Origin of the sequence: Micromonospora sp. WMMD961 (assembly GCF_029626145.1) — a bacterium.
Classification (GTDB): Bacteria; Actinomycetota; Actinomycetes; order Mycobacteriales; family Micromonosporaceae; genus Micromonospora.
Map to the genome: position 1 here is coordinate 6244711 of NZ_JARUBJ010000002.1, position 23057 is coordinate 6267767.

The window sequence follows — 23057 nt, forward strand, 5'->3', positions numbered from 1 at the left end:
CAAAAACCCTGTGAGTCGAGGCCGACCGGTGGTCCGGCTCAGCGCAGCAGGCGGCGCAGCCCGTCCAGGGCACCGTCGAGCAACCGGATCGCGGTGCGTAGCTGCGTTTCGCTGAACCGTCGGGCCCGCACGAGTCGGCCCACCTCGGTGGTGAACGCGGCCAGCCGCTTGTCGAACTCGTCGAGCAGCGCGGCGTCCGGCCCGGCGGCCGACGCCGGACGGGGCGACGGAGCGGGCGTCTCCCACCGGGCACGCCGGGTCTGCCGGGTGGCCTCGCTCAGCTCCCGCTTGAGATCGCGCACCGACCCGCGTACCTCGCTGCGGATCTCGCCGGCCAGGCTGGACAGGTCCGCCACCGAGGCGGCGATGTCGGCTTCCAACTCGGTCAACTCGCCGGCCCGCTGGTGCAGCTCGGCACGGCCGGCGTCGGTGATGTCGTACGTCTTGCGGCCGCCGGCTGCGGTGTGGCTGACCAGGCCCTCGGCCTCCAGCCGTTGCAGGCGGGGATAGATGGTGCCGGCGCTGGGCGCGTAGAGCCCGAGGAACCGGTCCTCCAGAAGGCGGATCAGCTCGTACCCGTGCTTCGGGCCGTCGTCGAGGAGCTTGAGCAGGTAGAGCCGGAGCCGTCCGTGGCTGAACACGGCGGTCACGGCAGCTCCTCGGAATCGTCGTCGACGGCTCGGGCGAGCAGGGCGATGCTCCCCGAGGTCGCGGAAGCCCAGAGCTTACCGTCGCCCGCTCCGAGCACTCCCTCGCTGCTGCGCAGTGGGAATGTCGAGGTGCGGATCTGCGGGAACCCGCTGGTGATCCGGCCGGAGGCGGTGTGCAGTTGGACGGCGAGATCGCTGTCCTCGCGGACCCGGACGGTGATGCCGCCCGAGATGGTGGTCAACCGGATCTCGCTGCGCCGAGGGTTGTCCAGGTCGCAGGTGATCGCGCCGGAGACGGTCTGCGCGCGCACCCGGTCGGCGGCGCTGTCGGCGAGGATCACCTCCCCGGAGACCGTCTCCAGCGTGAGGTCGCCACGGACGCCGAGCGCCTCCACCGGCCCCGAGGTGATGGTCGCGGAGGTGTTGCCGCGCAGGCCCATCAGGGTGATCTGACCAGCGGTGACGTGCACACTGGTCTGCCGGCGCAGGCCGGAGGCGACCACCGAGCCGGCGACCAGGCCCAGGTCGGCGAGGACGTCGGCGGGCACGGCTACGGAGACGTCCACCCGGGGGTAGCGGTGGATCATCCGGAACCAGCGCCGGACGTCCGCCCAGCCGTGGCCGCGCTCCTGGCGGATGCTGAGCCGGCCGTCGGAAAGATCGATCAGGACCGGCCGACGACCGACCTGCGTGACGTCGATCCGGGTCGGGCCCTCGGTGGCGACCACGTTGAGCCGTCCGCTCACCAGCCGGACGTCGAGCCGGGTGACCGGGCCGTCCATGGTGAGCCGCTGCGGGCTCTCGATCGTCCACCCGGCCATTGCGTCCCCCTCTCGACGACGCGCGGACGCACGCCGAACAGGAGAAGAATGTAACGCGATACATCGCGACATCACAAGACTGTCGCGAGTCTCGTGGCCCACCGTGCCCCGCGCCAAGATCGCCCTTGATCCTGGATCCAGTGGCATCCCGCGCTACCGAGGCCACTACTTCCTGAATCGAGCGCGATCCTTGGCGCGGGGCAGGGTGCGGGCGCAGGGATGCGGGCGCGGGGGCGGGGGCGCGGGGATGCGGGGGCGGGGTTGCGGGCGCGGGGTTGCGGGCGCGGGGGCGCGGGGTGCGCTCGCGGGGTCGTTCCCGTCAGGCCGCCAGGTCCAACTCGCGACCGGCGGCGGCTGGGACCGGCACCGCCGGGGTCGGGGTGGGAACCGCACGCAGCCGGGTCCGCGCACCCGGCGCGGGCGTCAGGTGTACGGCCGACTCGGCGGCCCGGGCCAGCAACCGCCGGTCGGCGTCACGGGCGGGGTGCAGCGCGGCGGTGATCGTCACCGAGACCACGATCTCCCGCGCCGCGACCACCCGGGCCACCGACCGCAGCAGGGTGTCCGCGCCGAGGAAGGCGGTAGCCGTGGTCGCGGAGCCGGTGGCGGCGCAGCGGTAGGCGAGCCGTAGCGGCACCACCGGGCTGCCCGCGTCGATGGCCGCCTGGAACGTCGCGGGCCGGAAACCACCACCGGGGCGGCAGTCGGCGGCGCCGTCACCCGCACACCAGGTCGTACCCTCCGGGAAGACCGCCACCGACCGGCCGGCGCGCAACGCGTCGGCGACCCTGCCGACGGTGTCCGGCAGCGCCCGCGGCCGGGCGCGGTCCACGAAGACCGTGCCCGCCGCCGCCGCCAACAGGCCGACCACCGGCCAGGAGCGGATCTCCCGCTTCGCGACCATCCGGGTCGGCGCGACGGCCAGCACCGCGAGGACGTCCAACCACGAGACGTGGTTGGCGACCAGCAGCGCCCGCCGTCGCGGCAGCCGACCCCGGATCACCAGCCGGACGCCGAAGGCCCGGGTGGTGGCCCGGGCCCAGCCGCGTACCGCCGCCTGCCGTTCCCGGGTCGGCAGCACGGGCAGCAGCAGCACCAGACCGACCCCGGCCACCACCATGCCGGCCGCCGCTACCAACCGCAGGACCCGACGGGCGACCGGCACCGTGGGCACCTCGCCGGCCTGTGGCAGGCAGTCGTCGTCGCAGCCCGAGGAGGGCCGCCACAGGTCGTCCGCGACGGCGGTCACCGCTGCTCCCCGCCCAGGAAGTGCCGCAGGTAACGCGGGTTCATCCGGTCCAGCGAGAAGAGCACGTAGAAGTCCGCGCACCCGAAGTCACTGTCGTACGCCGGCTCGCCGCAGATCCACGCGCCGAGCCGGAGGTAGCCCCGCAGCAGCGGCGGCACCACGACGCGCCCGGCCGGCTCGGTGGGGGTCACCGGCGCAGCGGCGGCCGGCTCGGCGAACCAGGGGCGCAGCGGGCGGACCCGCAGCGGCGGCGGCGACAGGTGCCGGGTCTGCGCCTGGGCCCAGACCTCGGTGACCGTCCGCCCACCATCGTCCACCGGCACCGAGGCGCAGCCGCCGAGCCAGCGGGAACCGCGCAGATGCAGGTAGCGGGTGAGGCCAGCCCACATCAGGTTGATCACCGCACCGGAGCGGTGGTCCGGATGCACACAGGACCGGCCCGTCTCCACCAGGTCGTCGCGGAGGGAGTCGAGCGCGGTGAGGTCGAACTCGTCCTCCGCGTACCGCCGGTCGGTACGGCCGGGCGGCAGCAGCCGGTAGGTGCCGACCACCGCGCCGGTGCTGTCCTCGCGGACGATCAGGTGGTCGCAGTACGCGTCGAAGGGGTCCACGTCCAACCCGGCCTGGCCGGGAAGGAGGGTGGCGCCGAGCTCGGTGGCGAACACCTCGTGGCGCAGGCGTTGCGCGGCCGCGACCTGGGTGGGGTCGTCGGCGATCAGCAGGGTGTATCCGCTGGTCTTCAGGGGTGTGCCAGCGGCATGCAGAACGGCCATGGGACCTGTGTAGGTGCCCGGGTTGCCATTCACGGGGACCACTGGTGTCGGAAGGATGAACGCCTGCCGGCAGATGGCTCCCACCCCGACCGTGCGAGGCTGCGGGACGGACCGGCGACGACGCCGGCGTACCCAACGGAGGTCGACGATGCGCATCGAGTCCCGCCACAACGGGCCCGCCGGTTCCGGCAACGGCGGTTGGAGCGCCGGGATCTTCGCCACCGAGGCAGGCGGCACCGGGCCGGTCGAGGTGACGCTGCGCCGGCCACCGCCACTGGAGACCGAGCTGAGCCTGGTCGACGGCGAGGTGCGGGACCCGGCCGGGGAGCTGGTGGCCGAGGTACGCCCGGCCGGGACAGTCGATGCCGTCGTACCCCCGGTCGACCTGGAGACCGCGGTGGCCGCCGCGGCCCGCTACCCCGGGCTGGTCGAGCATCCGTTCCCCGGCTGTTACGTCTGCGGGCCGCAGCGGCCCGACGGGCTGCGGATCTTTCCGGGTCGGCTGCCGAACGGGCGGACCGCCGCGCCGTTCCGGGCTCCCGAGGAGGTCAGCGAGGCTACGGTCTGGGCCGCGTTGGACTGTCCCGGCGGGTGGACGGTGCTCGCGCCGGGCCGCCCGTACCTGCTGGGCCGGATCGCCGCCGTGGTCGCGGCGCTGCCCAAGCCGGGCGACGAGTGCGTGGTGACCGGGGAGCTGCTCGGCGTCGAGGGGCGTAAGGCGCTCGTGCACACCAGCCTGTACGGCCCGGACGGCGCGCTGCTGGGCGCGGCACGGGCGACCTGGATCGCCCGCTGACCCCGGTCGTCAACCGCTGGGAGGACCCGCCTCCACCCTGAGACGGATCAGGACATACGGACCGCGCCTGATTGACCTTGTTGCATTGGGCCGTCACGCTGTGCCACGGCGTACCTCAGCGCCACGCACGGGAGGAGAACGATGACTGACGGGCAGAGAAGCCCCACCAGCGACGGTCAGATCGTGGTGTCCGGTCTGACGAAGCAGTACAAGAACGTCCGGGCGGTGAACAACCTGTCCTTCACCGTGGCGCCGGGGCGGGTGACCGGCTTCCTCGGCCCGAACGGCGCTGGTAAGACCACCACGCTGCGCATGTTGCTGAACCTGGTCACGCCGACCGCCGGCACGGCCACCATCAGCGGCAGCCGGTACGCGGACCTCGCCGACCCGTTGCGGCACGTCGGCGCGATCCTGGAGGCGTCCAGCGCGCACAAGGGCCGTACCGGCATCAACCACCTGCGGGTGATCTGCGCGGCGGCCGGGCTGCCCAAGCAGCGGGCCGCCGAGGTGCTGGAACTGGTCGGGTTGACCCCGGCGGCGAAGCGCAAGTTCAAGGGTTACTCGCTGGGCATGAAGCAGCGCCTCGGTATCGCCGCGGCGATGCTCGGCGACCCTCGGGTGCTGATCCTGGACGAGCCGGCCAACGGGCTCGACCCGGAGGGCATCCGGTGGATGCGTGGGTTCCTCAAGAACCTCGCCCACGAGGGTCGTACGGTGCTGGTCTCCAGCCACCTGCTGTCCGAGATGCAGCTGCTCGCCGACGACGTGGTGATCATCGCCGCCGGCCAGTTGATCCGGCAGGGCCCGGTCGACCAGGTGCTCGGGTCGATGGCACAGGGCGCGCAGGTCCGGGTGCGTACGCCGCAGGCCGAGGCGCTGACCACAGCACTCAAGGCGCAGTCGGCGACCGTGAACGTCGACGAGCAGGGCGTGCTGCTGGTCAGCGGGGTGGACGCGCCGACCATCGGCCGCGCCGCCCTCGCCGCCGGCGTGGAACTGCACGAACTGACCACCGAACGGCCCGACCTGGAACGGGTCTTCCTGGAGCTGACGGCCGGAAAGGCGGGCATCCGATGAACCTCGTCCGATCCGAGTTGCTCAAGATCCGCACCACCAACACCTGGTGGATCTTCGCGCTCATCTCGCTGCCGCTCTGGGCTCTCACCCTGCTGATCAACTGGTTGCAGGCCGACACCCTGACCAACGGCAACCTCGGCGAGGTGCCGGCCGACCAGGCCGACACCCTGGCGGCGGCGGCCAGCGCGGACGCGCTCGCCTCGAACCTGTTCACCACCGGGCAGTTCTTCGGCCTGCTGATCGTGATGCTGCTCGGCATCATCGTGGTGACCAGCGAGTTCTTCCACCAGACGGTCACCACCACGTTCCTCACCAACCCGCACCGCACCGCCGTGATGAGCGCCAAGCTGGTCGCGGCGGGCGTGCTGGCGCTGCTGTTCTGGCTGGTGACCACCGCGTTCAACCTGGTCGCCGGCTCGGCGGTGCTGAACGCCATCGGGCTGGACTCGCAACTGGGCAACGACGCGGCCTGGCGGGCGATCGGATTGAACCTGCTCGCGTACCTGCTCTGGGCGGTGTTCGGAGTCGGCATCGGAGTGCTGCTGCGCAGCCAGATCGGTGCCACAGTGACCGGCATCCTGCTCTACCTGGGCGGCTCGATCGGCGCCATCTTCGTGATCGCCATCCTGGCCGACCGGTGGGGTGACTGGATCAACAACCTCCAGTTGCTGGTGCCGTCGCTGGCCTCGTCGCTGATGGTCACCGGGACGGACATCCCGGGCAACCCGCCGCGCTGGGCCGGTGCCGCCGTCCTGATCGGGTACGCGGTGGTGACCGGCGTGATCGGCACCCTGCTGATGCGCCGACGCGACATCTCCTGACCGGTTCCGGGGTGACGGCAGCGCCGCCGTCACCCCGGAACGTCGGCCCGACTCACCCGCCGGGGCAACCCCGGCCGCCGCTGCGCGGTATGCACTGGGTGACCGCCGGCACGGGCTCGTCGTCGGCGGGCGTGTGGCCGATCAGGAGACCGCTGGCCATCCGACTGACGAGTACGACCATCAGGTACACCAGCACCATCCCGCCGACCGCCCAGCGGAAGTGCCGGCGCCAGTCCGCCTCGCCGGCCAGCCACAGCCCGACGATCGGCAGCGCGTTGAGCAGGAGAGCGGCGATCAGCACGGCGTCGGTGCCGGCGCCGAACGCCTGCGCCGCCTCGTGGGTCGGCGCGTACGGCTTCGAGGTGCGCCGGATCAGGCCCACCATGAGCAGGAACGGCACCCCGTACAACCAGACGAAGAAGAGCCCTCCGAGGCCGAGCCGCTTCACGAGCGCCCCGCGTACACGGCCGCGCAGATCGTGACGGTGACCAGGGCGGACAGGGTGCCGGCGAGCACCGCCGAGGGCACCAGCCGGACGACCAGCGCGGTCACCAGCGCCGTCACGACGAGTAACCCGGCGAGCACCGGCCCACCCCACACCAGCATGACCAGCGCCAGGGACTCCCCCGGCGACAGGCAACTGAACCAGGCCGAGCAGTCCGTCGGCGGCGGACTCGGCACACTCGCCAGGCCCACCGCCACGGCCGCACCGACCGTCACGTACCAACCGGACGCCACCGCCACACTCCGGCCGTAACGCCCCCGTACCCCGTTGTGATCCATGCGAAGGATCCTCACCGGACTCGCGGCGCGGAGACATCGGCATCCGTACTCAGTTGCCTGCCGTTACGCTCGCCTAGCAGTTGGCGGCCGACCACGCAGCGGTTGGTGAACTTCTGGCATCTTCTGTGAAACCGGCCACGGGACCGAGGCGGAAATGCCTGCGGGATCAGTACGGCGTAGCCTGGGAACCGTCCAGTCCGCGCTTCCTCACCGGGCGCGAGGGACACACCGCGTGCCACACAAACCCGCGTGAAAGAGGCGATTACCGGCCGTGTCGACCCAGCAGACTTCGCAGGAGAACCCACTAGCGGGTTTCGGCCCGAATGAGTGGATCGTCGAGGAGATGTACCAGCGGTACCTCGCCGACCCAACGAGCGTCGATTCGGCCTGGCACGACTTCTTCGCCGACTACCGACCGGCGCCCGGAGCGGCCACCCCGCGTGCAACCGAATCGTCGGAGAAGCCCGCCGCTCCCGAGCCGGACGGCCAGCCGGAGGCGGCCGCGAAGGTCAGCCAGCCGAGCGCCACGGCGAAGCCGGCGAGCGCCCCGGCCGCCGCGAAGCCGGCCGCCGCCCCGTCGGCACCGGCCAAGCCCACCGCTCCGGCCGCGGCCAAGGCCGCACCGGAGAAGGCCGCGCCGGCCAAGCCGGCCGCCAAGGCCGCCGCACCGACCGCTGACGGTCCGCAGACCACGCCGCTGCGTGGCGTCGCCGCGAAGATCGTCCAGAACATGGACGCCTCGCTGAGCGTGCCCACCGCGACCAGCGTCCGCGCGGTCCCGGCCAAGCTGCTGGTCGACAACCGCATCGTGATCAACAACCACCTCGCCCGGGGGCGCGGTGGCAAGGTCAGCTTCACCCACCTGGTCGGCTACGCGATGGTCCGGGCGCTGGTGGCGCACCCGGAGATGAACAACTCCTTCGCCGAGGCCAACGGCAAGCCGGCGGTGGTCCGCCCGGCGCACGTCAACCTCGGCATCGCGATCGACCTGGCCAAGCCGGACGGCAGCCGCAACCTGGTGGTCCCCTCCATCAAGGGCTGCGAGCAGATGGACTTCCGGCAGTTCTGGCAGGCGTACGAGGACGTGGTCCGGCGGGCGCGGCGCAACGAGCTGACCATGGAGGACTACTCCGGCACCACGATCTCGCTGACCAACCCGGGCGGCATCGGCACCGTGCACTCGATGCCGCGGCTGATGCAGGGGCAGAGCGCGATCATCGGCGTCGGCGCGATGGAATACCCGGCCCCCTACCAGGGCATGTCCGAGGCCACCCTGGCCGAGCTGGCCGTCAGCAAGATCATCACACTGACCAGCACGTACGACCACCGGATCATCCAGGGCGCGCAGTCCGGCGAGTTCCTCAAGGTGATGCACGAGCTGATCCTGGGCGAGCACGGCTTCTACGACCAGATCTTCACCGCGCTGCGCATCCCGTACGAGCCGGTGCGCTGGATGCGCGACGTGGCGGTCAGCTCCGAGGGTCAGATCAACAAGACCGCCCGGGTGCACGAGCTGATCCACGCGTACCGGGTGCGCGGTCACCTGATGGCCGACACCGACCCACTCGAGTTCAAGATCCGCAAGCACCCCGACCTGGACGTCCTCCAGCACGGGCTGACCCTGTGGGACCTGGACCGGGAGTTCCCGGTCAACGGCTTCGCCGGCCGGCAGCGGATGAAGCTGCGCGAGATCCTCGGGGTGCTGCGCGACTCGTACTGCCGCCGGGTCGGCATCGAGTACATGCACATCCAGGACCCGGAGGAGCGGCGCTGGGTCCAGGAGCGCATCGAGCGCAAGTACGAGAAGCCGTCGGCCGACGAGCAGAAGCACGTGCTCAACCGGCTCAACGCCGCCGAGGCGTTCGAGACCTTCCTGCAGACCAAGTACGTCGGCCAGAAGCGCTTCTCGCTGGAGGGTGGCGAGTCGCTGATCCCGCTGCTCGGTGAGGTCCTGGAGTCCTCCGCCGAAAACGGCCTGGACGAGGTCGTCATCGGCATGGCCCACCGGGGCCGGCTCAACGTGCTGGCCAACATCGTCGGCAAGCCGTACGAGAAGATCTTCTCGGAGTTCGAGGGCCACCTGGACCCGCGCTCGACGCAGGGCTCCGGTGACGTGAAGTACCACCTGGGTCAGAACGGCAAGTTCACCACCCCCGACGGCGAGCACGCGGTCAAGGTGTCGGTGGTGGCCAACCCGTCGCACCTGGAGGCCGTCGACCCGGTGCTGGAGGGCATCGTCCGGGCCAAGCAGGACCGGATCGACCTCAAGCTGGAGGGCTACACCGTGCTGCCGCTGGCGGTGCACGGCGACGCCGCGTTCGCCGGGCAGGGTGTGGTCGCCGAGACGCTCAACCTGTCGCAGCTGCGCGGTTACCGCACCGGCGGCACCGTGCACGTGGTGGTCAACAACCAGGTCGGCTTCACCACCGCCCCGGAATACAGCCGGTCCAGCCTCTACAGCACCGACGTGGCCCGGATGATCCAGGCGCCGATCTTCCACGTCAACGGCGACGACCCCGAGGCAGTGGTCCGGGTGGCCCGACTGGCGTTCGAATACCGGCAGACGTTCAACAAGGACGTCGTGATCGACATGGTCTGCTACCGGCGGCGCGGTCACAACGAGGGCGACGACCCGTCGATGTCCAACCCGCAGATGTACAAGATCATTGACTCGAAGCGCTCGGTCCGCAAGCTCTACACCGAGGAGCTGATCGGTCGCGGCGACATCACCGTGGAAGACGCGGAAGAGCTGCTGCGTGACTACCAGGCGCAGCTGGAGAAGGTCTTCAAGGCCACCCGGGACGCCGCCTCGGCGCCGCGCCAGCTCAACCGGCCGCGCCGCGAGGAGGAGCCGGAGCCGCAGGTCGACACCGCCACCGACGCCTCCGTGGTGAAGGCCATCGGCGAGGCGCACATCAACCTGCCCGAGGGCTTCACCCCGCACAAGCGGATCCAGCAGTTGCTCGACCGGCGGGCCAAGATGTCCACCGAGGGCAACATCGACTGGGGCTACGGCGAGATCATCGCGTTCGGGGCGCTGCTGCACGACGGGGTCACCGTCCGGCTCGCCGGTCAGGACTCGCGCCGAGGCACGTTCGTCCAACGGCACGCCTCGGTGGTCGACTCCCGCACCGGCGACGACTACCTGCCGCTCAAGTCGCTCACCGGCGACGGCGAGCGCTCCCGGTTCTTCGTGCACGACTCGCTGCTCAGCGAGTACGCGGCGATGGGCTTCGAGTACGGCTACTCGGTGGAGAACATCAACGCCCTCGTCGCCTGGGAGGCCCAGTTCGGCGACTTCGTCAACGGCGCCCAGTCGGTGATCGACGAGTTCATCTCCTCCGGTGAGGTGAAGTGGGGCCAGCGTTCCGCTGTCACCCTGCTGCTGCCGCACGGCCACGAGGGCCAGGGCCCGGACCACACCTCCGGCCGCCCGGAGCGGTTCCTGCAGATGTGCGCCGAGGACAACATGCGGGTGGCCATCCCGACGACCCCGGCGAACTACTTCCACCTGCTGCGCCGCCAGGCCCTGTCGCCCAAGCGCAAGCCGCTGGTGGTGTTCACGCCGAAGTCACTGCTGCGGCACAAGCTCTGCGTCTCCTCGGTGGAGGACTTCACCACCGGCACCTTCCAGCCGGTGCTGCGCGACACGGCAGCTCCGGCGCCGGAAGCGGTGAAGCGGGTGCTGCTCTGCTCGGGCAAGGTCTACTACGACCTGTTCCAGGCCCGGCAGGAGCGCGGCGTCACCGACACGGCGATCCTCCGGATCGAGCAGCTGTACCCGCTGCCGGTGGAGGAGATCCGGGCTGCCCTGGCGCAGTACCCGAACGCGGAGGACTTCGCCTGGGTGCAGGAGGAGCCGGCCAACCAGGGTGCCTGGTCGTTCGTCGCGCTCAACCTGCTGGAGCACCTGACCGACGTGCGGCTGCGGCGGATCTCCCGCCCGGCGGCGGCCGCCCCGGCGGTCGGCTCGGCCAAGACCCACGAGGTCGAGCAGAATGCGCTGATCGAGGCGGCTCTCCCCCGCCCGTGACCTGACCCGCACCGCGCGCCGGGGCAGGGCCGTTTCCCACGGTCCTGCCCCGGCTCGCGTCGGTCCATCCGCCCGGCCACCCGCCGGGCCGAGCACGAGGACGTACGCCGTGTACTTCACCGACCGTGGCATCGAGGAACTGGTCGAGCGCCGGGGCGACGAGCAGGTGACCCTGGAGTGGCTGGGCGAGCGCCTACGCGACTTCGTCGACCTCAACCCCGACTTCGAAACCCCCATCGAACGTCTGGCCACCTACCTGGCGCGCCTGGACGACCCCGACGACGACGACGCCTAACACCCCCACCCCCACCCCCCTTGCTCGCGGTGATCATGAAGTTGGCCGCGCGTGTCGTCGGCGTGTCGGGCCATAACTCCATGATCACCGGGGCAGGGGTGGGCGAGGGGCCGGCCGGCAGGGTCGGAGGGCCCGGGTGGGCGGCCCCGCGATCTTCTAGGGTGGGGCTGTGGCCCGAAGTGTGTACCTGACGAGCGTGGGGTCCGGCGGGGGCAAGTCGACTATCGCCCTCGGGTTGGCGGAGTTGCTGTCCCGCCAGGTGGGGCGGATCGGCGTCTTTCGGCCGCTGGTGGCCTCCAGCGGTGCGGACCCGATCCTTGCCCTGCTCAGCGAGCGGTACCGGGTCGAGGTGCCGCTCGCCGAACTGGCCGGGGCCACGTACGCCGAGGCGGCCGCGCTGGTCGCCGACGGCCGGCGGGAGGAGCTGATCTCCGCCGTCGTCGAGCGGTACCGGGCGGTGGAGCGGCAGTGCCCGGCGGTCGTCGTGGTGGGCAGCGACTTCGACGACCCGGGCGACCCCGCCCACCCCCGGGAGCTGGCCTTCAACGCCCGGCTGGCCACCGAGTTCGGCAGTGTCGTGGTGCCGGTGGTGGACGGCTACGAGCAGGAGCCGGCGGCCGTCGCGGCGGCCATGCGAGGGGCGTACCACGATCTGGCCGACCTGGGCGCGACGGTGCTCGCGGTCATCGCCAACCGGGTGACCGAGCCGATGACGCTGCCCGACCTGCCGGTGCCCGCGTACGCCATCCCAGAGGTACCGAGCGTGTCGGCGCCGACGGTGGCCGAGGTGGCGGCGGCGCTGGGCGCCACCCTGCTGGCCGGAGACGACGCCGCCCTCGGCCGGGACGTGCTGGACTTCGTGGTCGGTGCCGCGCACGTACCGACCCTGCTGGGCCACCTCACCGAAGGCGCCCTGGTGATCACCCCCGGCGATCGGGCCGACCTGCTCGTCGCCGCGAGCGCCGCCCACGTGGCCGGGCAGGTGTCGGTGGCCGGGCTGGTGCTCACCCTCGGCGAGCAGCCCGACCCCCGAGTCATGCGGCTGGTCGAGGGCCTGAACACCGGGTTGGCGGTGCTCTCCGTGGGCAGCGACAGCTACGACACGGTGGCCGCGTCCAGCCGGATCGAGGGTCGACCCAGCGCGGCCAACCCGCGCAAGGTGGAGGCGGCGCTGGGCGCGTTCGAGCGATGTGTGGACACCGACGACCTGGCCCGCCGGTTGCGGGTCAGCCGCTCGGCGCGGGTCACCCCGCTGATGTTCGAGAACGAGCTGATCGACCGGGCCCGCTCGAAGCCCCGGCACCTGGTGCTGCCGGAGGGCACCGAGGACCGGATCCTGCGCGCGGCGGAGATCCTGCTGCGGCGTGGAGTGGCCGAGCTGACCCTGCTCGGACGGCCGGACGACATCGCCCGGCGGACCCGCGAGCTGGGCATCGACCTCGGCGACGCGCACGTGGTCGACCCCGTCACCAGCGGCTGGCGGGACGACTTCGCGATCGAGTACGCGCGGCTGCGCGCCCACCGGGGCGTGACCGCCGAGTTGGCGCACGACATCGTGGCGCAACCCAACTACTTCGGCACCCTGATGGTGGCGACCGGGCGAGCCGACGGAATGGTCTCCGGTGCCACGCACACCACCGCCGCGACCATCCGACCGGCGTTCGAGATCATCCGTACCGTGCCGGAGGTCTCGGTGGCCTCCAGCGTCTTCTTCATGCTGCTCCGCGACCGGGTGCTGGTCTACGGCGACTGCGCCGTCAACCGCGACCCGGACGCCGCGCAGCTCGCCGACATCGCGATCTCGTCGGCCGACACCGCAGCCCGGTTCGGCATCGAACCCCGGGTCGCCATGCTGTCGTACTCCACCGGCAGCTCCGGCGCCGGCGAGGACGTGGAGAAGGTCGCCAAGGCCACCGCGCTGGTCCGGGAACGCCGACCCGACCTGCTGGTCGAGGGGCCGATCCAGTACGACGCGGCGATCGACCCGGCGGTGGCGGCGACGAAGCTGCCGGGCAGCCCGGTCGCCGGACACGCCACGGTCTTCATCTTCCCGGACCTGAACACCGGCAACAACACCTACAAGGCCGTGCAACGCTCCGCCGGGGCGGTCGCCGTCGGCCCGGTGATGCAGGGCCTACGGCGGCCGGTGAACGACCTGTCCCGCGGCGCGGGAGTGCCGGACATCGTCAACACGGTGGCCATCACGGCCATCCAGGCGGCCAGCGAGGAGGCGTCGTGAGTCGAGTGCTCGTGCTCAACTGCGGGTCGTCGTCGGTCAAGTGGCGTCGCTACGACGGGGACCGGGCGCTGGACCACGGCACCGTCGAGCGGATCGGTGAACCCGGTGGCGGCCCGCCGGACCACGCCACCGCCGTCCGGCAGATCCTCGACGGGCTGGACCTGAGCGGGCTGGTCGCGGTCGGGCACCGGGTGGTGCACGGCGGCCGGACGTTCAGCGCACCGGTGCTGGTCGACGACGCGGTGCTGGCCGCGATCAAGGACCTGGTGCCGCTCGCCCCGCTGCACAACCCGGCGAACCTGGCCGGCATCGAGGTGGCCCGGGCGGCGCTGCCGCACGTCCCGCAGGTCGCCGTCTTCGACACCGCGTTCCACCACACCCTGCCGGAGGCCGCCGCGACGTACGCGATCGACCGGGACACCGCCGAGCGGTACGCCATCCGCCGGTACGGCTTCCACGGCACCTCGCACGCGTACGTGTCCCGCCGCACCGCCGAGCTGCTGGGCCGCCCGTACGACCAGCTCAACATCATCACCCTGCACCTGGGTAACGGGGCCAGCGCCTGCGCGGTGCGCAACGGACGCAGCGTCGCCACCTCGATGGGCATGTCGCCGTTGCAGGGGCTGGTGATGGGCACCCGCAGCGGCGACCTCGACCCCACTGTCATCTTCCACCTGCGCCGGGAGGGCGGGATGTCGGTCGACGACATCGACGACCTGCTCAACCACCGCAGCGGCCTACTCGGGTTGACCGGCGCCAACGACATGCGCGAGGTGCTGCACCGCCGGACGGCCGGTGACCAGGCGGCATCGTTGGCCTTCGACGTGTACTGCCGGCGCATCACCGGCTACGTCGGGGCGTACTACGCGCTGCTCGGCCACGTCGACGCGATCACCTTCACCGCCGGGGTCGGCGAACACGCCGCACCCGTGCGGGCCGCCGCGCTGGCCGGCCTGGCACGCCTCGGCATCAGCGTCGACGACGCCCGCAACGACGGCCAAGGCGACCGGGTGATCTCCCCCGACGACGCCGAGGTGAGCGTGTGCGTCATCCGCACCGACGAGGAGCGGGAGATCGCCCGGCAGACCCGGGACGTGGTGGAGGGCAGCTGACCAGGTCAGTTGCGCTTCGGTCAGCTCAGCGCGAACCAGGCGACGACTGCCACCACCAGCACCACGACCACCGCACCGACGATCAGAGGGAGCCGGGATGGGGCCTCCGTCGACGACGCGGCCTCCGGCGTCTGGGAGAAGGCACGGAACGCCTCGGTGTTGCCGCTGGGGTCGGTGTAGTTCTCAGCCATGCCGGTGACCCTAGCGAAGCTGGTCACGCCGTACCGCCCCCGGCTCGCGTCGTCCCAAGCTGGACCCGGCCGGCTGACGTGAGCCGACCGGGTGGCGGGTGCGGCCGGGCCGGACGGTGGGGTGGCTACGCCCGCCCAGGCACCTACCGTGGAACGATGGGGGCGGGGCGGCTGATCGCCGTGCTGATGACGGCGTTGTTGGCTGGTTGCGCGTCGGCGGGCCCCGAGGCCGACCAGGCCAACGGGCCAGCGTCAACGCGTCGAGCGCCCGAGGGGTCGTACGCCGTCGGCGTGCGTACGCTCACCCTCGATCCGCGCTCGGCGCGCCCACTTCCGGTGGCCATCTGGTATCCGGCGTCGACCGACGGGGCGGCGGCCGGGCGGTTCCCGGTGGTGGTCTACAGCCACGGGCTGCACAGCCGACCCGACCTGCACGCAGCGTTGACCACCCGCTGGGCGGCGGCCGGTTTCGTGGTGGCCGCGCCCGCGTACCCGCACACCCGCCAGGGTGCCGCCCAGTTCAGCCGGGCCGACGTCCGCAACCAACCCGCCGACGCCTGGCGGCTGATCCGGCATCTGGGCCGTCTCGACCGAAGACGCGACGACCCGCTCGCCGGGCACCTGGACCTGACGGCGGTCGCCGCCGCCGGGCACTCGGCGGGTGGCTTCACCACCTCCGGCATGTTCAGCGAGGGGCACCCGGCCCGGTTACGCGCCGGGATCGTCATCGCGGGGGGTGGGCTGCCCGGCAGCTTCGCGGGGCGGGCCGCGCCAGTGCTCTTCGTGCACGGCACGGCCGACGCGGTGGTGCCGCTGACCGTCGGCCGGGCGGCGTACCGGCGCACCCGAGGGCCAGCCGCGTTCCTCAGCCTCGTGGGGCAGGACCACGGGGCGTACCTGACGCCGGGCCACCCGGGGTTCGGCCCGGTCGTCGCCACCACCACCGACTTCCTCCGCTGGACCCTGTACGGCGACCAGGCCGCCGGTGCCCGGCTGCCCGTGGGCGCCCGCTCCCCCATGACCCGCTACGAGTCCCGCCTGAACGCCGGGTGAGCGCACGGGCACACCGCGCCGAACCCTGCCGACTCCGCCTGCCGGACAGGGCACAATCGGGTTCATGCCCCGTCGCGTCACACCCGCACTGATGGCCAGCGCCGTGCTCCTCGCCGGCCTGGTCGGCTGTTCAGCGGACACCCGCCCGAGTACGAGCGGGCAGACGCCGCCAGCCGAGCCGACGCCCGCCGCCACGCCGACCCCGCAGGTCCCCGCCAGGGCCGCCCCGAAGAACACCTTCGCGGTCGGCGTACGCCAACTGAAGCTGAACCGGGACGGCCGGGCCCTGCCGACGACGCTCTGGTACCCGGCGGCCGGGCCGGCCGGCGGCACGGCCAAGCGGTCCGCGACGGCCGCGCAGGGCCGGTTCCCGGTGGTGATGTTCAGTCACGGCCTGGGTGGGCGGCCGGACGACTACGCCAAGCTGCTGACCCGCTGGGCGGCGGCCGGTTTCGTGGTGGCCGCGCCGACGTTCCCGCACACCTCCAAGGGCGCCGACAACAACGTCCTGGACGTGCTCAACCAGCCGGCCGACGTGTCGTACGCGCTGGACCAGGTGTTGGCGCTGGACGGCACGGCCGGCGACGCGCTGCGCGGCCGGCTGGACGGCGAGCGGGTGGCCGCGGCCGGGCACTCGGCGGGCGGGGTGACCACCATCGGTCTCTTCACCACCGGTCGGGACGAGCGACTGGACGCTGGGGTGGTGTTCGCCGGCACGGCGCTCGGGGTGGGCACCGCGTTCGCCGGTGCGGCCGCGCCGCAACTGTTCGTGCACGGCGAACTGGACGAGGTGGTCGAGTACGCGGCGGGCAAGGCCGCGTACGACAAGGTGCCGTGGCCCAAGGCGATGCTGAGCCTGCCCAAGGGCGACCACGGGCGGGCGCTGCTCGGCGACACCGCGACGCTGCGGCTGGTCTCGGACACGTCCGTCGAGTTCCTCCGCTGGTCGCTGTACGGCGACCCGGAGGCCAAGAAGCGCATCTCCACGGACGCGAAGCGCGGCGACATCGCCACCTTCGACGACCACCTCTGACGCCCCAAGGCCCCCGCGCCCCGCGCCGCGCCACGCCACGCCGCGCCACGCCACGCCGCGTCCAAGATCCGCGCAACTTCGGGGATAGTGCTGCCTCGACGCGGCCGGGAGGCAGCAGTTTCTCCGATATTGCGCGGATCTTGGGGCGGCGGATCTTGAGGCTGGCGTCAGGCCGTGTGGTCGATGACGACCTTGCCGAAGGCCTCGCCGGAGTGCAGTCGGGCGAAGGCGTCCTCGACCCGGCTGAACGGGATGACGCTGTCCACCACCGGGCGCACCTCGTTGTCGGAGCAGAACGCCAGCAACTCGTACAGCTCGCCGGGCGTGCCCATCGAGGTGCCCAGGATCTCCAGCTGCATCGCGAAGACCCGGCGCAGGTTGACCGACGGCTCGTGCCCGGCAGTCGCACCGGAGACCACGATCCGGGCCATCGGCGCGGCCGACTTCAGCGAATGGTCGAAGGTGGCCCCGCCGACCGTCTCGATCACCACGTCCACCCGTTCCGGCAGCCGGGTGCCGGGCTCCACGGCGGTGGCGCCGAGGGCCGAGATCCGGTCGCGCTTGGCGGCGTCGCGGCTGGTCGCGTACACCCGCTTGCCCATCGCGACGGCGAGCGCCACGGCCGCGGTGGCCACGCCACCGCCCGCGCCCTGGACCAGCACGCTGTCCGCGTCCGCGACCCGGCCCTTGGTGGTCAGCATCCGCCACGCGGTCAGCCAGGCCGTGGGCAGGCACGCCGCGTCGGTCGCCGCCATGCCGTCGGGCAGCGGGATCAGGTTCGACCGGGGTACGGACACCCGCTCGGCCAGCGTCCCGGAAAAGTGCTCGGAGAGGATGGAAACCCCGCGCGGGTCACCCGGAGTGACGACGACCGGGTACACGACCACCGGGCGCCCCTGCGGGTCCAGCCCGACGGCGTCGCAGCCGAGGATCATCGGCAGTTGAGCCTCGGTGAGACCCACCCCACGCAGCGACCAGAGGTCGTGGTGGTTGAGCGAGGTGGCCCGCAACTGCACGGTCACCCAGTCGTCGGCCGGAGGGGTCGGCTCGGGCCGCTCACCGACGGTGAGCGCGGCGAGCGGATCGGCGTCGTCGAAACGGGAGGCAAAGGCAGCACGCATGATCGGCACGGTAACAAGCTGAGCGCTCGTTAAGAAGCCGTGCGCGTGGGCCGGCGGCGCATGCGGCGCTGGAGCGCCCCGGCCCACGCGGCACACCAACCGGCGGCGCATGCCGCGCCGGAGCGCCCCGGCCCACGCGGCACACCAACCGGCGGCGCATGCCGCGCCGGAGCGCCCCCGGCCGATGCGCCGCTAGCGGCGGGCGACGCCGTCGCGGCGGGCGGCTTCGGCGACCGCCTCGGCCACGGCCGGCGCGACGCGCGGGTCGAGCGGGGACGGGACGATCGCGTCGGCGGTCAGCGACTCGGCCACCACGCCGGCGATGGCGTCCGCGGCGGCAACCTTCATCGCCTCGGTGATCCGGGTGGCACCGGCATCCAACGCACCACGGAACACCCCGGGGAAGGCCAGCACGTTGTTGATCTGGTTGGGGTAGTCACTGCGCCCGGTGGCGACCACCGCAACGTGCCGGGCCGCCACCTCGGGGTGCACCTCGGGGGTCGGGTTCGCCAGCGCGAACACGATCCCGCCGGGCGCCATCCCGGCCACCGCCGCCTCGGGGATCTGCCCGCCGGAGACCCCGACCAGCACGTCCGCGTCGCGCAGCGCCTCGGTGATGTCGCCGTGGCGGCCGTCGGCGTTGGTGTTCGCCGCCAACTCGGCCTTGGTGCCGGTCAGCTCGGTGCGGTGCCGGCCGATGATCCCCTTCGAGTCGCAGACCACCACCTGGTCGGGGTTGACGCCCCCGGCGATCAGCATCTTCGTCACGGCCACACCGGCCGCGCCCGCACCACTCACCGCCACCCGCAGGTCACCGAGCTTGCGGTTGAGCAGGCTGGCGGCGTTGCGCAGCGCGGCCAGCACCACGATCGCGGTGCCGTGCTGGTCGTCGTGGAAGACCGGGATGTCCAGCGCCTCGTCGAGGCGGCGCTCCACCTCGAAGCAGCGCGGCGCGCTGATGTCCTCCAGGTTGATGCCGCCGAAGGAGGGCGCGAGCGCCCGCACCACCGCGACGATCTCGTCGACGTCCTGCGTGTCCAGACAGATCGGCACCGCGTCCACCCCGGCGAACTGCTTGAACAGCACCGCCTTGCCCTCCATCACCGGCAGCGCGGCGCGCGGGCCGATGTTGCCGAGCCCGAGCACCGCCGAACCGTCGGTGACCACCGCGACGGCGTGCGCCGCCCAGGTGTAGTCGTCGGCCAGATCGGGGTCGGCGGCGATCGCCTCACACACCCGAGCCACCCCCGGGGTGTACGCCAGGGAGAGGTCCTCCCGGCTGGTGAGCGGCACGGTCGAGGCGACGGCCATCTTGCCGCCCCGGTGCAGCAGGAAGACGGGATCAGCGTGGTCCACGATGGACGAAGACATGGCGGTGACTCCAGGATCTGTCGAGCAGATGTGAGGCGGCGGGCCCGGCCGCGAGGTGGGCGGCGAGCGGTGGCACGCGGCGCGGGGGGTCACCCGGGCACTTTCCGAGCATAGTGTCGGCACTGCCCCTCGGATGTGAGCAGGGTCATATCCGCCGACGAGGCACCCGCCCCGGGCGCGGCCAGTACCGGGCCACCACCCTTCCCCGCACGTCGGCCACGCCGTACGCCCGGGAGTCGTCGGTGATCAGGTCGTTGTCGCCGCGCAGCCACCAGCCGCCGTCCTGCGGCCGGACCGCCCGCTTCACCACCAGCAGTTCGGGACGTGTCCGGAAGACCGCGACCACCACGTCCCCGGGTCGGATCGGGCGACCTCCTGGACGCACCAGCACCGCGTCGCCGTGCCGCAGCGTCGGCGCCATGGACGGACCGGTCACCAGGACGGCGGTCAGCGGCCCGCGCAACCGGGCCTCCCCAGCCGGGTGATCGGCGTCCACTGGTTTCACCTCCACCCGGTTCGGGGAGCATTCCCAGGAGTAATGTCGCCTTTGATCATCGCAAACTTCCCATGGAGGATCCCGATGCGACTTCCGCGCATCCTTGCGCCCCGCGTCACCGCGAGCGCTCACTGCGACCTGCCGTGCGGCGTCTACGACCCGGCTCAGGCCCGGATCGAGGCCGAGTCGGTCAAAATGATCTGCGAGAAGTACCAGTCGAACACCGACCCGGAGTTCCGCACCCGGGCCGTCATCATCAAGGAGCAGCGCGCCGAGCTGGTCAAGCACCACCTGTGGGTGCTGTGGACCGACTACTTCAAGCCGCCGCACTTCGAGAAGTACCCGAACCTGCACAGCCTGTTCAACGAGGCCACCAAGCTCGCCGGTGCCAGCGGAGTCAAGGGCAGCCTCGACCCGGCCACCGCCGACAAGCTGCTCTCGAAGATCGACGAGATCTCGAAGATCTTCTGGGAGACCAAGAAGGCATGACCTCGTCGGTCATCCCGACGATCCGGCCGGCACGTCCCGAGGACGTGCCGGCCGTCGTCGCCATGGTGCACGAGCTGGCGGAGTACGAACGCGCACCGGAGCAGTGCCACCTCACCACCGAGCAGTTGACCTCGGCGCTGTTCGGTCTCGGCGCGGTGTCGGCCGAGCCGAGCGCACCGGCGCTCTTCGGTCACGTCGCGGTGGACGAGCACGACGAGCCGGTCGGCTTCGCGCTGTGGTTCCTCAACTTCTCCACCTGGGCCGGCGTGCACGGCATCTACCTGGAAGACCTGTACGTCCGGCCGTCCGCGCGGGGCACCGGAGCAGGCCGGATGCTGCTCGCCACCCTGGCCGACATCTGCGTACGACGCGGCTACCGGCGGCTGGAGTGGTGGATGATCGACTGGAACCCCGCCGCCGGCTTCTACGCCTCGATCGGCGCGGAACAGATGAGCGAGTGGGTGCCCTACCGGCTCAGCGGTGACGCCCTGCGCGAGTTGGCCCGGAACGGCAACACCGTCGGCACGCGTACCGGCGACTGACCGGGTAGAGTCCCCGACCGGGGGGATGAGGCGTGACTCAACTGACTGGCCAACCAGCGACCGACGACGACGTGGTGCACCTCACGGTGCCCGCCGACGGCGGTTACCTCGGCGTGCTCCGCACCGCCACCGCCGGTCTGGCGGCCCGTTTGCAGTTCGCGCTCGACGAGATCGAGGATCTGCGGATCGCCGTCGACGAGGCGTGCGCCATGCTGCTCGCCATCGCCACCCGCGACGCCGAGCTGGAGTGCCGCTTCGCCGTCACCGAGGACGCGCTGACCGTCGAGGTGACCGTGCCGACCGTGCGCGGTGCCACGCTGCCCGCCGAGTCGTCGTTCGCCTGGAAGGTGCTCACCGCGCTGACCACCTCGGCGTCCGCCACGGCCGCCAACGGTCGGGCCACGATCGCGTTGCTCACCCGCCGCTCCGGCGGTTACTGACCGGCTGCCCCCAGCACCGACCGGCTCGGCACTCGCCCGCACGGCAGCCGAACCCGCACGGCCATGTCGAACCGGCACGGCCATGTCGAACCAGCACGGCCATGTCGAACCGGCACGGTCAGTCGAAGCCGAGGGCCCGGGTCGTCGGAGGGCTGACCAGCAACCAGCCCACGCCCAGGCCGAGCGCCATCAACGGCACACCGAGCCAGCCCAGCCCGCCTTGGATCATGAACCACCCGATCGGCAGCAGCATCAGCTGGAGCACGATCGCGGGGGCCCGCGCGCCCGCCCGACGGCGCAGCAGCGCCCGGCCCAGTGCCCAGAGCACCACCGCCGCCCCGATGGCGAACACGGTCACCAGCAACGCCGACAGGAGATCGGTGGTGGTGGCCGTGAGGTCGGCCCAGATGAGCCAGAGGGCGATCAGCCCGACGACAGCCGCCTCCGCCCACAGCAGCCGGACCGCCCAGCGGAGCGTGACGGGAATCGGGGCCGAGTCGATGGTCACGCGCGCCACGATACCCGGGCTGTCGGGAGGTACAGTGCCGCCCATGCGGGCCGTCCTGGTGGTCAATCCGAAGGCCACCACCACCAGCGAACGCAGCCGGGACGTGCTTGTCCGGGCGCTGCGCAGCGAAGTCGACCTCAACGTGCGCTACACCCGTCGGCGCGGGCACGCCGTGGCGCTGGCCCGCGAGGCCGCCGCGGAGGGGGTCGACCTGGTCGTCACCCTGGGTGGCGACGGCACCGTGAACGAGGTGGTGAACGGTCTGATGACGGCCGACCCGCCGGATCTCGGCGACGACGCCTCACTGGCCCAGCGACTGCCGGCGCTGGCGACCGTCCCGGGCGGCAGCACCAACGTGTTCGCCCGGGCGGTGGGTCTGCCCCGGGAGTGGCCGGAGGCGACCAGCATGATCCTCGAAGGGCTGCGGCTGGGCCGGAGCCGGACGGTGGGGCTGGGCCGTGCGGACGACCGCTACTTCACGTTCTGCGCCGGGTTCGGCCTGGACGCCGCGGTGATCCACCGGGTGGAGCAGGCTCGGCGCAAGGGACGGGTCTCCACGCCGACGCTGTACCTGCGCTCGATCATGAACCAGTACTTCCTCGCCTCGGACCGGCGGCATCCCGCGATCAGCCTGGAGCGTCCGGGCGAGCAGGCGGAGTCCGAGTTGGCCACCGTCATCATCCAGAACACGGCGCCGTGGACGTACCTGGGCGACCGGGAGGTCAACCCGAACCCGGCGGCGTCGTTCGACCTCGGGCTGGATGTGCTGGCACTGCGTCAGCTCCGGGTGGCTAGCACAACACGGACAGTGACGCAGTTCCTGTCCCGGAAGCCGGATCCGCGAGGTCGGCAGGTGTTACGACTCCATGACACGCCGGAGTTCACCCTGGTCTCCAGCCGTCCGCAGGCGTTCCAGCTGGACGGCGACTATCTCGGCGAGCGGGAGAAAGTCAGATTCACCTCCGTTCCCGCCGCACTGAGAGTAATCTGCTAGGTCTCGGGTACTGCCCTTGGTCGACACGGTGGCCACAACCGCATCGGCTGGTCGCCGCCACACCGAGGGGCAGGTGCCGGAAATGTCAGCAATGTCACGCGGACTGTACTATATTGATCCTCGGCTGTGGCACGGCGGGTAACCAGGAAAGCACTGGAATCCGGACAAAC

The 23057-nt window shown here is 71.8% G+C and carries 24 protein-coding genes; 13 read left to right on the forward strand and 11 right to left on the reverse strand.

What is annotated here, in order from left to right:
• Positions 1-38: 38 nt before the first annotated feature.
• From O7614_RS28455 to O7614_RS28470, 4 genes are all read right to left on the reverse strand, one after another.
• Positions 39-650 (reverse strand): PadR family transcriptional regulator, encoded by a 612-nt coding sequence (locus tag O7614_RS28455; RefSeq protein WP_278141477.1) that lies wholly within the window; start codon positions 648-650, stop codon positions 39-41.
• Entirely contained in the window at positions 647-1471 is an 825-nt protein-coding gene (locus tag O7614_RS28460; RefSeq protein ID WP_278141478.1) for a DUF4097 family beta strand repeat-containing protein, read from the reverse strand. Before O7614_RS28460 ends, O7614_RS28455 begins: the two co-directional genes overlap by 4 nt.
• 319 nt (positions 1472-1790) lie before the next feature.
• Complete coding sequence (locus O7614_RS28465) at positions 1791-2720, reverse strand: lysophospholipid acyltransferase family protein (protein WP_278141479.1); 930 nt, start codon at positions 2718-2720, stop codon at positions 1791-1793.
• Positions 2717-3493 carry a GNAT family N-acyltransferase gene (locus tag O7614_RS28470; protein WP_278141480.1) on the reverse strand — a complete coding sequence of 259 codons (777 nt, stop codon included), beginning with the start codon at positions 3491-3493 and terminating at the stop codon, positions 2717-2719. Before O7614_RS28470 ends, O7614_RS28465 begins: the two co-directional genes overlap by 4 nt.
• Before the next feature lie 148 nt (positions 3494-3641).
• On the opposite strand from O7614_RS28470, the gene O7614_RS28475 reads away from it, so the two are divergent.
• The 3 genes from O7614_RS28475 (at position 3642) to O7614_RS28485 (ending at position 6187) form a co-directional block, all read left to right on the forward strand.
• Entirely contained in the window at positions 3642-4289 is a 648-nt protein-coding gene (locus O7614_RS28475) for a hypothetical protein (protein WP_278141481.1), read from the forward strand.
• 141 nt (positions 4290-4430) lie between these two features.
• Positions 4431-5366, forward strand: coding sequence for an ABC transporter ATP-binding protein (locus tag O7614_RS28480; protein WP_145779139.1), 936 nt, complete (start codon positions 4431-4433; stop codon positions 5364-5366).
• Positions 5363-6187, forward strand: a complete 825-nt coding sequence (locus O7614_RS28485) for an ABC transporter permease subunit (protein ID WP_278141482.1) — start codon at positions 5363-5365, stop codon at positions 6185-6187. The genes O7614_RS28480 and O7614_RS28485 overlap by 4 nt, the downstream gene beginning before the upstream one ends.
• Before the next feature lie 52 nt (positions 6188-6239).
• On the opposite strand, the gene O7614_RS28490 is transcribed toward O7614_RS28485, so the two are convergent.
• Both O7614_RS28490 and O7614_RS28495 read right to left on the reverse strand, forming a co-directional pair.
• The gene (locus O7614_RS28490) at positions 6240-6635 is read right to left on the reverse strand and encodes a hypothetical protein (protein WP_278141483.1); all 396 of its coding nucleotides are present in this window, start codon (positions 6633-6635) and stop codon (positions 6240-6242) included.
• Positions 6632-6970 (reverse strand): hypothetical protein, encoded by a 339-nt coding sequence (locus O7614_RS28495; protein ID WP_269682513.1) that lies wholly within the window; start codon positions 6968-6970, stop codon positions 6632-6634. The genes O7614_RS28490 and O7614_RS28495 overlap by 4 nt, the downstream gene beginning before the upstream one ends.
• 271 nt (positions 6971-7241) lie before the next feature.
• Here O7614_RS28495 and O7614_RS28500 point away from each other — a divergent pair, with 271 nt between their 5' ends.
• From O7614_RS28500 to O7614_RS28515, 4 genes are all read left to right on the forward strand, one after another.
• Positions 7242-11003 carry a multifunctional oxoglutarate decarboxylase/oxoglutarate dehydrogenase thiamine pyrophosphate-binding subunit/dihydrolipoyllysine-residue succinyltransferase subunit gene (locus O7614_RS28500; protein WP_278141484.1) on the forward strand — a complete coding sequence of 1254 codons (3762 nt, stop codon included), beginning with the start codon at positions 7242-7244 and terminating at the stop codon, positions 11001-11003.
• Between the two features lie 109 nt (positions 11004-11112).
• Complete coding sequence (locus O7614_RS28505; RefSeq protein WP_088987811.1) at positions 11113-11298, forward strand: DUF6104 family protein; 186 nt, start codon at positions 11113-11115, stop codon at positions 11296-11298.
• A gap of 169 nt (positions 11299-11467) precedes the next feature.
• Positions 11468-13537 (forward strand): phosphate acetyltransferase, encoded by a 2070-nt coding sequence (gene pta / locus O7614_RS28510; protein WP_278141485.1) that lies wholly within the window; start codon positions 11468-11470, stop codon positions 13535-13537.
• Positions 13534-14649 carry an acetate kinase gene (locus tag O7614_RS28515; protein ID WP_278141486.1) on the forward strand — a complete coding sequence of 372 codons (1116 nt, stop codon included), beginning with the start codon at positions 13534-13536 and terminating at the stop codon, positions 14647-14649. The genes pta and O7614_RS28515 overlap by 4 nt, the downstream gene beginning before the upstream one ends.
• 20 nt (positions 14650-14669) lie before the next feature.
• Here the strand turns inward: O7614_RS28515 and O7614_RS28520 are convergent, their stop codons facing one another.
• Positions 14670-14840, reverse strand: a complete 171-nt coding sequence (locus O7614_RS28520; protein WP_278141487.1) for a hypothetical protein — start codon at positions 14838-14840, stop codon at positions 14670-14672.
• A gap of 156 nt (positions 14841-14996) precedes the next feature.
• On the opposite strand from O7614_RS28520, the gene O7614_RS28525 reads away from it, so the two are divergent.
• Positions 14997-15893, forward strand: coding sequence for an alpha/beta hydrolase (locus tag O7614_RS28525; RefSeq protein WP_278141488.1), 897 nt, complete (start codon positions 14997-14999; stop codon positions 15891-15893).
• Between the two features lie 64 nt (positions 15894-15957).
• Complete coding sequence (locus tag O7614_RS28530) at positions 15958-16926, forward strand: dienelactone hydrolase family protein (RefSeq protein WP_278141489.1); 969 nt, start codon at positions 15958-15960, stop codon at positions 16924-16926.
• 167 nt (positions 16927-17093) lie between these two features.
• Here O7614_RS28530 and O7614_RS28535 read toward each other — a convergent pair whose 3' ends face one another.
• The 3 genes from O7614_RS28535 to O7614_RS28545 form a co-directional block, all read right to left on the reverse strand.
• Positions 17094-18056: a zinc-binding dehydrogenase gene (locus O7614_RS28535; RefSeq protein ID WP_278141490.1), complete on the reverse strand. Its 963-nt coding sequence runs from the start codon at positions 18054-18056 to the stop codon at positions 17094-17096.
• 183 nt (positions 18057-18239) lie between these two features.
• Positions 18240-19418 carry an NADP-dependent malic enzyme gene (locus O7614_RS28540; RefSeq protein ID WP_278141491.1) on the reverse strand — a complete coding sequence of 393 codons (1179 nt, stop codon included), beginning with the start codon at positions 19416-19418 and terminating at the stop codon, positions 18240-18242.
• Between the two features lie 145 nt (positions 19419-19563).
• Complete coding sequence (locus tag O7614_RS28545) at positions 19564-19914, reverse strand: S24/S26 family peptidase (RefSeq protein WP_278141492.1); 351 nt, start codon at positions 19912-19914, stop codon at positions 19564-19566.
• Positions 19915-19998: 84 nt separating this feature from the next.
• Here O7614_RS28545 and sodN point away from each other — a divergent pair, with 84 nt between their 5' ends.
• From sodN to O7614_RS28560, 3 genes are read left to right on the forward strand one after another with little or no spacing between them, the layout of a single operon-like run.
• Entirely contained in the window at positions 19999-20403 is a 405-nt protein-coding gene (sodN, locus tag O7614_RS28550) for a superoxide dismutase, Ni (RefSeq protein ID WP_278141493.1), read from the forward strand.
• A complete protein-coding gene (locus O7614_RS28555) occupies positions 20400-20945 on the forward strand; it encodes a GNAT family N-acetyltransferase (protein ID WP_278141494.1) in 546 nt (181 codons plus the stop codon). Before sodN ends, O7614_RS28555 begins: the two co-directional genes overlap by 4 nt.
• A gap of 32 nt (positions 20946-20977) precedes the next feature.
• Entirely contained in the window at positions 20978-21385 is a 408-nt protein-coding gene (locus O7614_RS28560) for an ATP-binding protein (protein ID WP_278141495.1), read from the forward strand.
• Between the two features lie 118 nt (positions 21386-21503).
• Here the strand turns inward: O7614_RS28560 and O7614_RS28565 are convergent, their stop codons facing one another.
• On the reverse strand, positions 21504-21893 hold the full coding sequence (locus O7614_RS28565) for a hypothetical protein (protein WP_278141496.1): 390 nt from the start codon (positions 21891-21893) through the stop codon (positions 21504-21506).
• Between the two features lie 43 nt (positions 21894-21936).
• Between O7614_RS28565 and O7614_RS28570 the strand changes: the two genes are divergently transcribed.
• Positions 21937-22887, forward strand: coding sequence for a diacylglycerol kinase family protein (locus tag O7614_RS28570; RefSeq protein ID WP_278141497.1), 951 nt, complete (start codon positions 21937-21939; stop codon positions 22885-22887).
• Positions 22888-23057: the final 170 nt, after the last annotated feature.

What these genes read in the sequence shown, in the direction of transcription:
- O7614_RS28520 (WP_278141487.1), bottom strand. Translation starts at nt 14,840, where the DNA reads ATGGCTGAGAACTACACCGACCCCAGCGGCAACACCGAGGCGTTCCGT.
- O7614_RS28485 (WP_278141482.1), top strand. Translation starts at nt 5,363, where the DNA reads ATGAACCTCGTCCGATCCGAGTTGCTCAAGATCCGCACCACCAACACC.
- O7614_RS28480 (WP_145779139.1), top strand. Translation starts at nt 4,431, where the DNA reads ATGACTGACGGGCAGAGAAGCCCCACCAGCGACGGTCAGATCGTGGTG.
- O7614_RS28475 (WP_278141481.1), top strand. Translation starts at nt 3,642, where the DNA reads ATGCGCATCGAGTCCCGCCACAACGGGCCCGCCGGTTCCGGCAACGGC.
- sodN (WP_278141493.1), top strand. Translation starts at nt 19,999, where the DNA reads ATGCGACTTCCGCGCATCCTTGCGCCCCGCGTCACCGCGAGCGCTCAC.
- O7614_RS28495 (WP_269682513.1), bottom strand. Translation starts at nt 6,970, where the DNA reads ATGGATCACAACGGGGTACGGGGGCGTTACGGCCGGAGTGTGGCGGTG.
- O7614_RS28555 (WP_278141494.1), top strand. Translation starts at nt 20,400, where the DNA reads ATGACCTCGTCGGTCATCCCGACGATCCGGCCGGCACGTCCCGAGGAC.
- O7614_RS28460 (WP_278141478.1), bottom strand. Translation starts at nt 1,471, where the DNA reads ATGGCCGGGTGGACGATCGAGAGCCCGCAGCGGCTCACCATGGACGGC.
- O7614_RS28525 (WP_278141488.1), top strand. Translation starts at nt 14,997, where the DNA reads ATGGGGGCGGGGCGGCTGATCGCCGTGCTGATGACGGCGTTGTTGGCT.
- O7614_RS28540 (WP_278141491.1), bottom strand. Translation starts at nt 19,418, where the DNA reads ATGTCTTCGTCCATCGTGGACCACGCTGATCCCGTCTTCCTGCTGCAC.
- O7614_RS28530 (WP_278141489.1), top strand. Translation starts at nt 15,958, where the DNA reads ATGCCCCGTCGCGTCACACCCGCACTGATGGCCAGCGCCGTGCTCCTC.
- O7614_RS28570 (WP_278141497.1), top strand. Translation starts at nt 21,937, where the DNA reads ATGCGGGCCGTCCTGGTGGTCAATCCGAAGGCCACCACCACCAGCGAA.
- O7614_RS28470 (WP_278141480.1), bottom strand. Translation starts at nt 3,493, where the DNA reads ATGGCCGTTCTGCATGCCGCTGGCACACCCCTGAAGACCAGCGGATAC.